Below are 13264 nucleotides of genomic sequence, written 5' to 3'. Positions count from 1 at the left end.
TTAGTTCACCATCCCTAACAGGTAGACACCCGTGAAGATGAAAATCCAGACAACATCAAGGAAATGCCAATATAGGCTCGAAATGAATACTTTTGATGCTGCACGTGGCGTCAAACCGCGCATTTTTATTTGAATCAAAATAAATGAAATCCAAAACAGACCAATTGTTACGTGAAGTCCGTGAGTCCCAAGTAGAACGAAGAATGCCGACCAGTAAGAACCGACTTTCATCGTCACACCTTCCATCACGTAATGCGCAAACTCATAAATTTCAAAGCCGACAAAACCTGCGCCAAGCAGAAGTGTAATAATCGAATAGACCATTAACATCTTCGTATTGCCTTTACGCATCTCGCCGATTGCAAGACCACACGTGAAACTACTCGTAAGAAGCAAGAACGTCATGATTAAAACGAGGTGTAGCTCAAACATTTCGGACGGTGGGTGCCCGGCATTAGAACCAGCTTTAAACATAACGAAATAGGTTGCGAATAGCGTTGCAAACAGTGCTATTTCGGCGCCAAGGAAAATCCAAAAACCTAAAATGTTTAGTCTGCCTTGCTCCGATTGATATTCTAATGGAAGCGAAGAATTCGTTTTTACAGATTCCATGGGTTACCCTCCTTTATGCCCGTTTCACGTTCGCGTGCATTATGTTCTTCCGTTGCAATAATTTCATCTACTTCAACGTGATAGCCATCGTCTTTTTGGAACGAACGATAAACCATACAGCCAAGAACACCTAATCCGCCGAGAATTCCTAGCCAGTACCAGTAAAACACGAGACCAAACGCTGCGATAAAGAAGAACACAGACATGATAAAGCCTAGCATTGTATTACTTGGCATATGAATCGGCTTATAATTTTTATTATCTAAGTAAGATTTTCCTTTTTGTTTCATGTTGTAGAAATCGTCTAAATCATTCCACTCTGGTAGAATCGCGAAATTGTATTTTGGTGGAACTGAAGAGCTTGTCGCCCATTCGAGCGTGCGAGCGTCCCACGGATCACCAGTAACTTCCCGCTTAGAGTGTTTGTAACTGTAAACGATATTCCAGCAAAGAATAAGAAACGCAGCCCCCATCAGGAATGCCCCGATTGTGGAAATAAAGTTTAACGTTGTCCAGCCATCACCTTGCACGTATGTGTAAAGGCGGCGCGGCATACCGTCAAGACCTAAGAAATATTGTGGGAAGAAACATACGTTAAATCCTACTACGAAAACCCAGAAGAACCATTTTCCGATTTTCTCGTTTAGTCTGTACCCGACCATTTTTGGATACCAGTAAATCAAACCTGCAAAACAGGAGAATACCGTACCCGCAATTAATACGTAGTGGAAGTGAGAAACTAGGAAATACGTATTGTGATACTGATAATCGGCCGCTGCCATCGCAAGCATAACCCCAGTTACCCCGCCGACAACGAAGTTTGGAATGAACGCAAGCGACCAAAGCATTGGCGTGTCAAAACGTATTTGACCTTTATACATCGTAAAGAGCCAGTTAAATATCTTAATACCCGTTGGAATGGCAATCATCATCGTTGTAATCGAGAAGAACGAGTTAACGAGTGCGCCTGAACCCATTGTAAAGAAGTGATGGACCCAAACGAGGAAACTTAAGACGGATATAACAACAACCGCCGCAACCATCGCTGGATAGCCGAATAGTTTTTTGCGCGAGAATGTCGAAATAACTTCTGAAAATATCCCGAATGCCGGCAAAATTACGATGTAAACTTCCGGATGCCCCCAAACCCAGAACAGGTTCGCCCACATCATTGGAAGTCCGCCGTTTGCCAGCGTGAAAAAGGCAGTGCCGAATAGGCGGTCAAAGGACATTAGTGCTAATGCCACCGTTAAAACTGGGAAAGCAAAGATAATAATCAAACTCGTGATTAAAATTGTCCAAGTGAACATTGGCATTTTCATTAGCGTCATGCCTTTTGTTCGCATTCGCATAATCGTGACGAAGAAGTTAATCCCCGTCATTAGCGTACCGATACCCGCGATTTGTACCCCGAGTAAATAGAAATTAATCCCGTAACCGGCACTAAATTCTTCAGCAAGCGGCGCATAGTTTGTCCAACCGGCGTCTGGTGAGCCACCAATAACGAAAGACAAATTGAACAGCATTGCGCCCATAAAGAACGTCCAAAAACTCAAATTGTTTAGGAACGGGAAGGCCACATCACGCGCCCCGATTTGAAGCGGCACGGCAATGTTCATAAGCCCGATAACGAACGGCATTGCCATGAATAAAATCATAATTGTTCCGTGCGTTGTGAAAACTTCATTGTAGTGCTGTGCATCTAAAAATTCCATACCTGGTAAGGCGAGTTGTGTACGCATCATAAGCGCATCTACGCCGCCCCGGAAAAACATTAATACAGCTGCCAGTAGATACATAATTCCGATTCGTTTATGGTCTACTGATGAAATCCACTCTTTAAAGAGCCATTTCCATTTTTTTGTATACGTAAGTAACACGACAATCCCGATGCTGACGAGTGCAATTGAAACTTGTGCACCTAAAATCAGAGGGTCGCCAGTGATGATAAACTCATTCCATTTCATGTTCAAAAGCCCCCTTTTTTATTCGCCCGCGTCATCCGATTCTTTTTTATTAAATTCATTCGTTTGAATATCGTCTTCCATTTTCTTCATTTCGTCATCATAATGCTTATCTTTATGATAACCTGAACCGTTTTTAATAATCATCGGTTCCATATTGTGCCGTTCAAATTGTGGGTTCGTCACCGTCACCGGACGCGCCGGTAATAATGGTGTATCTGAAACAGTCACTTTTACATTTGGATTATGTGGATTTGTTAGCTCAAAGCCAAAACGTTTATACGCGTAGAAAACGTATTCTGGATCGGCCGCTGGATCAACAAAATCATAATGTGTTCCAGAGAATGTTTTTTCTTTTGAACCGCCTGGAATTAAAAGCTTATCGTAAACATCTTGCGTCAGCTTCGGTGACTGCTGCGCTTTTTTAGTCCAAGCCGCAAAATCCTCATCCGATTGTGCAATCACATTAAAGCGTTGCTCGTGGAAACCTTCACCGTTAAAGTTTGAATTTCTCCCTTTAAACGTTCCTTCTTCATCTGCTTGCAGATAAAGATTCATCGTCATACCTGTCATCGCGTATTTCTGACCACCAAGTTGCGGCACCCAGAAACTCGTCATTGTATCAACAGACGTTAGTTTAAATAAAACGGGACGATCAGTTGGAATATGTACGTAGTTTACCGTTTCGATACTTTCCTCTGGATAACTAAAGAGCCATTTCCAGTCAACGCTTGTCGCATAAATAACAACAGGGTCTTTATGAGAAGTAACTTTTGGTGCTTCCTCACCCGCATAAATTGTTTTTACAGTCGGAATAGCTAGCGCAATAACAATGACAACTGGAATTAACGTCCATAAAATCTCCAATTTTCTGCTACCGTGCATATCCGGCTCATAATTTTTTGGGTTTTTACGTTCACGATATTTAAAAAGAATAATCGTAAACAATACAAAAATTGTCAAAACGATAATAAGCATAAAAATAATGGAATACAAAATCAAATCGCTTTGACCTTTTGCTACAGGCCCTTTTGGATCTAGTACTGTTAAATCACCACAACCGCCAAGTACGCCAACAGCAGCAACTAGCGTGGTTAGTAGGAATGATTTTAGTAGCTTCGACACCCGAATCCCCTCTTTTCCATTTGATGTGTGTTTTTTGTGTGTATTTTTGCGCAAAAATACAACTTCTAAAAAATTGTTTTCAAATCCCTTTTTAAGTTTCACATTCTAAATATATCACAAACTTTTAAAGTAATTAAAAAACTTTAAATCCATACTCGCTTTACATTATAGCTGATTTTTCTTGTTTGTTCAAAAACTTGGCATATGATTTTTTTCACAAACTACAAAAAAAGAGACTTGCTACTAGGATATTCCCTAAAACAAGTCTACTTATTCCACACTTTTAATCTGAACTTCGCCAACTTGAAATGGCAGAGGCTTTATACCTACTTCCACCCAATTTGCAGTCACTTCTGCTGCTAAATCTTGATTTGGAATGAGCGCAATCCCGCAATCGCCGCCACCTGAACCAGAAGATTTTCCTACACCCGAAAAACTTTCCGCCACATTAGCAAGCTCCGAAAGCAAGCTCGTTTCAATGCTAACACCTGCGCTATTACCAAGTTTCTGCAAAATCTCGCGGTTTTTTCGAAGCGCCGCAAACATTATTTTCACGTCTTGCTCTTTAATACCCAATAAAAACTTTTGAACAGCTTCTTCGGATTTAAATAGGAAATCAGCATATTTTTCGGGTTGCTCTTCTTTGAAAAGTTGGATTTCCGCAACTAAACGGCCGGTGCTGACTGGATTTCCCGTCCAACCTACTAAAAATGGCATTTCAAAATTAGGTAGTCTTTCAATTTTTAATTTCGGCCATGGATTTGCCAAAAACCAAGCGAGTGATTTGTACGGCAAATGCATTTTGACCCACTCCTGATCAAATGTCGTGTACGCAATTAATCCGCCGTATAAACACGATGCAATGTCACCACAAGAACCATTTCCTTGAACAACAAGGTGCGACAAGGCAGCCATTTTAAACTTGGTCAACATTTCCGTATCAGGCGCAAATTTTTCCATTAAAGCGGTTATTATCGCCGTTGTAACAGCAGCACTAGAACCTAAGCCAAATTTAACACCATCATCATTCACAAGTTCCGTTTCAATTGTAATTTTAATCGGTGAAAGAGCGATTTTACGGATTTTCAAATAAGCCGTCGCCGTATTAATTGCCAGTGCTGTAAAAGCAAAATGATCACCCTCCGCTTTGAGTTCCCCGCCTAGAGGCCACGAAACCGCATCATTGTAATGTGGAATAATCAGCTGGTTTTTTGCAGCATCTTCAATCGTCAGCGTAATATATTTATCAACAGCCGTTAAAACCGCCGTGTGACCTGATTCCACGACCGCATATTCGCCCGCAATATAAAGTTTTCCTGGAACTTTCACTTGAATTTTAGTCAACTCGAATCACCTTTGCTCCCTCTCCAGCGTGACAAATATGAGCGTCTTTAACAAATTTTCGCATACGCTCTGCTACTAAATTTTCATTTTCTCGCAAACAAATTACCTTTACATTGGGCCCAGCATCCATCGTAAAATAAGCGGGTATGCCTTCTGCACGAAGTTTTCGAACTTCCTCCATGACAGAAATTGAAACAGAGCTGAAATATGTGAAAGGTGGCTTTGCGCCTAAAGTTGTCGCATGCATCTTCATTGCATTATGTTCGAGAATTTCGCCAACTTCTACAAAATTTTCGGATAAAAACGCGTTTTTAATGTTGCGTAAATCTTCTTCCGCCGTCTGAATCCATTCACCAAAAAATGGCGAGGTCAAAACGGTGGACTTCATTCCATCGCGGCTTGAAATAGCTTTCTCTTCGTCAGATACAACCGCCACCACAACGGCAATTTTTTCCGTTAAATTGCTATGAAATGGGACTGCGAACGAGTCGCGGCCGTCTGAACGTGTGCCTTTTTGCCAAATCGCAAGGCCGCCAAATAATGAGCGGGTCGCTGAACCCGAACCGCGCCTAGCGAGCCGAGATAAATTTGCCATGTCATCTTTTCGACCAAGCGCTGCTGAACTCGCTACTGCGAGAGCGGCAAATGCAGATGCGGATGAGGCGAGTCCGGCGGCGGTTGGAACGTGATTAACCGAATCAATTTTTGCAAAGTAAGGCACATCAAATTCAGCACGGAGCACATTTAAAAATTGCGCCACTTTCGCGTCTTGTTTCACTTGGCCGTTTAAGCTAAACGAATCGTTTTTTGCGTCCTCTAGCCATTCCACAGTCGTCTCGGTATAAAATTTATCCAAAGTAATCGATAAGCTACTATTCGCGGGTAAAATCAGTTTTTCATCGCGTTTGCCCCAATATTTAATGAGCGCTATATTCGTGTGAGCTATCGCTGTTGCTTTCATGATTACCTTCTCCAATCGTAAAAATCCATTCTTGTGCTGCGCCTGCATTTTTCAGAGCTTGCGCGACTTTTTCCGCCTGTTTTGCGCCCGCAACTAAAGAAATCATGCAACCGCCTCGGCCTCCGCCAGTTAACTTCGCACCTAAAGCTCCGTTTTGTAGAGCGACACGGATTAATTTTTCCAGACTCGAATCACTCACTGTCAGCTGTTCTAGAAGGTTTTGCGCCTTGTTCATCTCCGCCCCAATGATTTTCAAATCGGGATTATTTTCAAGTTGCCCTCTTATTTCCCGGGAAATATTTCCAAGTTCGGCAATAAATGGCCGATATTTTTTTGGATTTTCTTGCAATAAGCGTCCGACATCACTTACGGCAGAGCGCGTTTCACTAGGAATACCAGTATCTGCCACCACTAAATAGATTTTCTTTTCAAAATGAAGTGGCTCGAGCGTCTTGTTTTTTTCAAACCAAATTGGTTTGCCCGTTACAACTGTGACCGCGTCCACGCCACTTGGATTCCCGTGGGCGATTTTTTCTGATTGATTGACCAGTTCGAGCAATTCGCTGTCGGAAATTGTTTGCTCAAAGTAGGCGTACAGTGCGCGAGCGATGCTAGTCGATACGGCCGCGCTTGAGCCGAGTCCTCGGCCGATTGGTACTTCACTTAAAACGCGAATTAAAACAGGGGTCTGGCCTAGTTTGTCCAAAATCGCGACAACCATTTGTTTAATTCCCTCAAGAAAATCGGGCATATTTTTTAAATCACCTGTGTAAAAAGCAGATGAAAATTTCGTTTCTTTTTCAGTTTTTATTACTTCGGTTTGAATGACAGCTTGCGCGAAGGGGATTGAAATTGCTGGTTCCCCGTAAACGACAGCATGTTCACCACATAAAATTAATTTTGCTGTAGCACTTCCAGTCGCCAATCGGCTCCATTCCTTCCTACATTAAAATAACGTTGTAACAATCCACGGCGCTGCATAAAGCGTCATAAAGAGCACACCAAAATTAATACCAAGTCGGCTTAAAGCTCCTGATACAATTGCTACAAGTAAAACTCCCGCCATATTAATAAAACCGCCGTCCATGTAACTTAACATCATGACGAGTGCAATGAAAAGTCCCAAAATGGCTTCATGAGGAATGTATTTAAATACAAAACGGCAAATTTGTTGGGAATACTTCATGATAACATAATATGTTAGTCCAAGTCCTACTACAGAACCGATAATCGTTGCAACCGTAAATTCCGACATCGATAAAATGTGATACATGTTATGATCGAGCGTAAAGACGGGCGGCGCATTAAACAACGGATTGGCCGGCCCAATTGCAACGGGTGAAAGCGGCACACCGAGCGCAATTAATGGAATTAAAAGACCTGCTAAATAAGTGGAATGCGCCAAACCTTCCATGCTTGCTAACGCAATTTTAGCTTTTTTAATCGGGTCTTTTACACGGCTTACAACACCTTCTCCGAATAAAACGGTCATCCCGACAGGACTCATGAAAAACGTAAAGCACCCAGCGAGCGAAGTCCCAATTGTTGCCCATGATTCTTGCTTTGTTAGAACTTTAAATGGGTTAGGAAAACCTTTTTGCCTCCCGACATTTGCAATCGTAATTTCCCGTTTTGCGTGCTTTGGAAGGGCATCGCGATATTCTTTATTGAGCAGTGAAATGATACTGAAAATCATTGGGCCAATGGTAATTCCAAGGAAAAAGGAAATGGTAACGGTTTTTCCTTCTGGAATGGCGCCAATTCCCCAGTACAAATAACGTAGGCCTTCAATTAGCAAACCGAAGGGTAAGATAGCCAAAATCGAGAGTATTTTATTTTTACTCATAAGCGCTAAGAAAATTGCCCCGACAAAAAAGACGGGCGCGGCATATTTGGTAATAACTTCGGACAGTGGGGCGAGTAGTGTGGCTAGCCCTAAACTAACAGGAACAGCGATAATCGTCCCGATGGCCGCGCCTGAAGCCATTTTTCGAATCCCCACAACCGATTGTCCTGCTTTTTTAAGTGTCAGCCCATATGGAACCATCGGCGAAGCCATGACCCCGCCTGGTGTCCCTGCAACGGCGACAGGAACCGCATCAGTCAAATTGAGTGTTACGACTGCCGAAACAAAAAAAGCGAGCACAACCATCGGCGAAACGCCTAAAAGGACGAGCGCAAGCGTAACAGGCGCCAGAACGGCTGTTTCATCAGTTCCAGGCGCAATGCCGATAATCGTGTAAATACCAGCCGCCAAAACAGACGCTAAAATCATTTCGATGACAAGTTGGACGGTCATTTTTCAACATCCTCCGTTTCATCAATTTCTTTTAGCGTACGCTTCGGTTTAATAATAAAACTCGAAATAATAAAACCTACAATCGCTCCACCTAGGCCGAAAAATAGGGGTAACGGTGCTTCATTAGGCGCAATAAAATAACCGCCCATTGTGAAAACAACACAAATGAATGTCGCTAAAACTAAATCTTTTATGTGAACAAGATCCGCCCAAATTTCAATATTTTGAGCATCATCTTTCTTTTTTGGCATACTTTTTTCCTGCTTTCCAAATGAATTATAAATCAAACCACTATCTGAATATCATAATCATTTATTGATTTTTTTTCAATATCCGCACAGAAAAAGTTCCAAGTAAGTTGAACTCACTTGGAACTTACTGACTTTTTTACAAGTCTTCGCTTGGACCGTCTTCAAAGCTCTCATCTGGAACTTCTGTTTTTAACACTTGTGGATCCTCTTCTTCTAAATCTTCTTCCGTTTCATCTTCTTTTGGAACTTTCGCTACTGTGGCTACTTTTTCGTCTTCATCTAAACGAATTAGTTTAACGCCCATAGCGCTCCGTCCTGTTTGAGAAACGGTATCAACTTCAAAACGAATCAATACGCCGCTTACGGTCATAAGCATAATATCTTCTTCGCCAGTTACAGTTTTCATTGCCACTAACCGACCATTTTTCTCTGTAATAGAAACGGTTTTGACACCCATACCACCGCGATTACGTAGTGGATATTGCTCAGCTGCGGTTTGTTTCCCGTAACCATTTTCTGTTACAACAAGCACTTTTTCATCGTCTTCCAAAATTTCCATTCCAATAACTTCATCACCGGAACGAAGACGAATACCACGAACTCCAGCAGCCGTACGTCCCATTACACGAATATTATTTTCTGGGAAATAAATTGATTGACCATCTTTTGTTGCGATAATCATATTCTTTTGGCCATCTGTCATTTGAACAGAAATAAGTTCATCATTTTCACGAAGTTCAACAGCGCGAAGACCACTTTGACGAATTTTAGCAAATTGCGAAAGGGTCGTCCGTTTAACTACACCGTGTTTAGTCGTAAAGAATAGATAGCTATCATCTGTAAACTCGCTTAAATTAATAACCGCATTCACTTGCTCTTGGCTTTCAATTCCAAGTAAGTTAATGATTGGAATCCCTTTTGCCGTACGACCATATTCTGGAATTTCATAACCTTTCGCACGGTAAACTTTTCCTGTATTTGTAAAGAAAAGTAGCGTATCATGTGTGCTCGTCGCCACAAGATGTTCTACAAAATCATCTTCATGCGTAGACATACCTTGGACACCGCGCCCACCGCGCCGCTGACTGCGATACGTAGAAAGTGGCAAACGCTTGATATAGCCGCGTTTTGTTAAGGTCACAGCAACTTCTTCTTCTGGGATTAAATCCTCGTCTTCAATGCTGACAAGGTCACCTGTTAAGATTTCTGTGCGGCGTTTATCAGCATATTTCAATTTAATCTCTTCTAATTCTTCGCGAATAATTTCTAAAATACGTTCTTCATCAGCTAAAATCGCTTTTAATTCATTGATAAGTGCGATTAGATTTTGATATTCTTCTTCAATTTTTTCGCGTTCTAAACCAGTCAGGCGTTGCAAACGCATGTCTAAAATGGCTTGCGCTTGTTTATCAGAAAGACTAAATTGCGTCATTAAACCTTCTTTTGCCGCTTCAGTCGTTTTAGAACTACGAATGAGTTGAATAACTGCATCAATATTATCTAGCGCAATACGTAAACCTTCTAAAATGTGGGCGCGCGCTTCCGCTTTACGGAGTTCAAATTCCGTACGACGGCGAATAACGACCTTTTGATGTTCTAAATAGTAATACAAAATTTCTTTTAAATTTAAAACTTTAGGGTGGTTATCTACGAGCGCTAACATGTTAATGCCGAATGTTGTTTGTAAAGCTGTCATCTTATACAGATTATTAACGATAACACTTGCGCTAATATCGCGACGAACTTCAATAACAATTCGCATACCAGAACGGTCGGACTCGTCATTTAAATCTGTAATTCCGTCAATTTTCTTTTCACGCGCTAATTCCGCAATACGCTCAATCAAGCGGGCTTTATTCACTTGATACGGAAGTTCAGTAATAACAATTGTTTCTTTCCCGTTATTTTTCGTTTCAATATCTACGCGGGCACGAACGGTGATAGAACCGCGACCAGTTTCATAAGCGCGGCGAATACCACTGCGTCCCATAATCATACCAGCAGTAGGGAAGTCTGGTCCTGGAATATGTTCCATTAAATCACGAATTGTAATTTCTGGATCATGACTAAGCGCTAATACGCCGTCAATTACTTCACCAAGATGATGAGTCGGAATATTTGTTGCCATTCCAACCGCAATACCTGAGGAACCATTCACTAATAAGTTTGGGAAACGCGCAGGTAAAATGACTGGTTCTTTTTCAGAGCCATCATAATTATCGACGTAATCAATTGTGTCTTTATTAATATCTCTTAAAAGTTCCATTGAAATTTTGGACATACGTGCTTCTGTATAACGCATTGCCGCAGCCATATCACCATCGACAGATCCAAAGTTCCCGTGACCGTCTACAAGCATGTTACGATAACTAAAATCTTGTGCCATACGAACCATTGTAAAATACACAGCTGTATCACCATGCGGGTGATACTTACCAATTACTTCACCGACGATACGTGCCGATTTTTTATACGCTTTATCAGAAGTCATTCCTAAATCGTTCATCGCATATAAAATACGACGATGAACGGGTTTTAACCCGTCTCGAACATCAGGAAGTGCACGTGCCACGATAACACTCATCGCATAGTCGAGAAACGATGTTCGCATTTCTTTATTTAGATTCACTTCAGTTATTCTTTGATTCGGTGTTTCTGCCATTTTAAGCGAAACCTCCCTTTCCGTTTGTCAAGCTTATTCAAAATTATTTCCCGGGAAATAATTTAAATATCTAGATTTTTAACGTATTGTGCATTCTCTTCAATAAACTTACGTCTTGGTTCAACGCGGTCACCCATTAACATCTCAAACGTTTCATCAGCATCAATAGCATCATTAATGCTTACTTGTAGCAACGTCCGATTTTCTGGATTCATCGTTGTTTCCCATAATTGTTCAGGGTTCATTTCCCCAAGACCTTTATAACGCTGAATGCTATATTTCTCGCCGTCTAAATCTGCCAAGTAGTCTTCTAGTTGTTTATCGGAATAAACATATTCCACTTGCTTCCCGTGCTTTATTTGGAAAAGAGGGGGTTGAGCGATATAAATGTAACCAGCATCAACAAGCGGGCGCATATAGCGGTAGAACAATGTGAGTAGAAGGGTACGAATGTGCGCACCATCTACGTCGGCATCGGTCATAATAATAAGTTTGTGATATCTCGATTTGGATACATCAAAATCACCGCCAAAACCAGTTCCCATCGCTGTAAAAATCGTTCGAATTTCTTCGTTAGCTAAAATTTTATCTAAACGCGCTTTTTCTACGTTTAAAATTTTCCCACGAATCGGTAAAATTGCTTGGAATAAACGATCACGACCTTGTTTTGCAGAACCGCCGGCAGAGTCACCCTCAACGATGTAAAGTTCGCTAATTTCCGGGTTTCTTGATGAGCAGTCGGCCAGTTTACCGGGCAAGCTTGAAATTTCAAGTCCACTCTTCTTACGCGCCACTTCACGAGCACGTTTAGCTGCTAGACGGGCGCGAGCGGCCATTACGCCTTTTTCAACCATTTTTTTACCCACATCAGGGTTTTCCATCATAAATTTGTTAAGTGCTTCTGAAAACAGTTTATCCGTAATCGAACGCGCTTCGGAGTTACCAAGTTTCGTCTTTGTTTGCCCTTCAAATTGTGGATCTGGATGTTTAACGGAAATAATTGCAGTAAGACCTTCGCGGACATCTTCACCAGACAGGTTTTCGTCGCTGTCTTTAAACAGCTTATTTCGTCTCGCATAATCGTTAATAACACGCGTTAATGCGGTTTTAAAGCCGGATTCGTGTGTTCCACCTTCATAGGTGTGAATGTTGTTCGCAAACGAAATAATCGAGCTTGAGAAGCCTGTATTGTACTGCATGGAAACTTCAACCATAATGCCATCACGTTCACCTTCAATGTAAATCGGTTCCTCGTGAATGACTTCTTTTGCGCGGTTTAAATGTTCCACGTAGGATTTAATTCCGCCTTCATAATGATATTCATTTTTCGTTTCATGTTCTGCACGTTTATCTTCAATGGAGATTTTTAAACCGCGATTTAAAAACGCTAATTCGCGCGTACGCGTACGAAGTGTTTCATAATCAAATTCAACAGTTTCAGTGAAAATTTCTGGGTCTGGTGTGAAGTGAACAATTGTTCCACGGTAATCGGTTTTCCCTTGATTTTCCATATCCATCACAACATTCCCACGTTCAAAACGCTGATAGAATTTTTCACCGTCACGATGAACGGAAACTTCTAAACTTGTCGAAAGGGCGTTGACGACTGATGCACCAACACCGTGCAAACCGCCGGAAACTTTATATCCGCCACCGCCGAATTTCCCCCCAGCGTGAAGAACAGTGAAAATAACTTCTACCGTAGGACGGCCAACTTTTTCATTAATACCAGTTGGAATACCACGACCATTATCTTTTACTGTAATACTATTGTCGCTTTCAATCGTGATTTCAATTTCTGTACAAAATCCAGCGAGTGCCTCATCAATTGCGTTATCGACAATCTCCCAAACAAGGTGATGCAAACCGCGTTGACTTGTTGAACCGATATACATACCCGGACGCTTTCTAACCGCCTCTAAGCCTTCTAATACTTGAATTTGATCATCACTATAATCAGATGCATTTTCTTGTACATTTGAAATATTTTCTTCTGACATTTAAGTTCCACCGCACTTTCTTTATTTCTAAAATTATATCAACCTA

10 protein-coding genes are annotated in these 13264 nt (G+C 41.5%); all 10 read right to left on the bottom strand.

Translation table 11 applies throughout. The features are described from left to right. A complete protein-coding gene (gene qoxC / locus CFS60_RS07365) occupies positions 1-612 on the bottom strand; it encodes a cytochrome aa3 quinol oxidase subunit III (RefSeq protein ID WP_088810123.1) in 612 nt (203 codons plus the stop codon). After that, positions 600-2579 carry a cytochrome aa3 quinol oxidase subunit I gene (qoxB, locus tag CFS60_RS07360; protein WP_088810122.1) on the bottom strand — a complete coding sequence of 660 codons (1980 nt, stop codon included), beginning with the start codon at positions 2577-2579 and terminating at the stop codon, positions 600-602. The genes qoxC and qoxB overlap by 13 nt, the downstream gene beginning before the upstream one ends. 18 nt (positions 2580-2597) lie before the next feature. Further along, on the bottom strand, positions 2598-3701 hold the full coding sequence (gene qoxA, locus CFS60_RS07355; protein WP_088810182.1) for a cytochrome aa3 quinol oxidase subunit II: 1104 nt from the start codon (positions 3699-3701) through the stop codon (positions 2598-2600). Between the two features lie 270 nt (positions 3702-3971). Next, positions 3972-5045, bottom strand: coding sequence for a phosphomevalonate kinase (locus tag CFS60_RS07350; RefSeq protein ID WP_088810121.1), 1074 nt, complete (start codon positions 5043-5045; stop codon positions 3972-3974). Continuing rightward, on the bottom strand, positions 5038-6006 hold the full coding sequence (gene mvaD / locus CFS60_RS07345) for a diphosphomevalonate decarboxylase (RefSeq protein WP_088816000.1): 969 nt from the start codon (positions 6004-6006) through the stop codon (positions 5038-5040). The genes CFS60_RS07350 and mvaD overlap by 8 nt, the downstream gene beginning before the upstream one ends. Next, complete coding sequence (gene mvk / locus CFS60_RS07340) at positions 5963-6931, bottom strand: mevalonate kinase (protein WP_088839035.1); 969 nt, start codon at positions 6929-6931, stop codon at positions 5963-5965. The genes mvaD and mvk overlap by 44 nt, the downstream gene beginning before the upstream one ends. A gap of 21 nt (positions 6932-6952) precedes the next feature. Beyond that, positions 6953-8305, bottom strand: coding sequence for a tripartite tricarboxylate transporter permease (locus CFS60_RS07335; RefSeq protein ID WP_088810118.1), 1353 nt, complete (start codon positions 8303-8305; stop codon positions 6953-6955). Continuing rightward, positions 8302-8556 (bottom strand): hypothetical protein, encoded by a 255-nt coding sequence (locus tag CFS60_RS07330; protein WP_088810117.1) that lies wholly within the window; start codon positions 8554-8556, stop codon positions 8302-8304. Before CFS60_RS07330 ends, CFS60_RS07335 begins: the two co-directional genes overlap by 4 nt. A 136-nt stretch (positions 8557-8692) precedes the next feature. After that, positions 8693-11218: a DNA gyrase subunit A gene (gyrA, locus tag CFS60_RS07325; RefSeq protein ID WP_088816001.1), complete on the bottom strand. Its 2526-nt coding sequence runs from the start codon at positions 11216-11218 to the stop codon at positions 8693-8695. Positions 11219-11280: 62 nt separating this feature from the next. Then, complete coding sequence (gyrB, locus tag CFS60_RS07320) at positions 11281-13218, bottom strand: DNA topoisomerase (ATP-hydrolyzing) subunit B (protein WP_088810115.1); 1938 nt, start codon at positions 13216-13218, stop codon at positions 11281-11283. Between the last annotated feature and the right edge of the window lie 46 nt (positions 13219-13264).

It is taken from the genome of Listeria sp. ILCC792, from assembly GCF_900186135.1.
In the GTDB taxonomy this organism is placed as follows: domain Bacteria; phylum Bacillota; class Bacilli; order Lactobacillales; family Listeriaceae; genus Listeria; species Listeria goaensis.
This window is presented reverse-complemented; position numbering and strand designations above follow the sequence as displayed.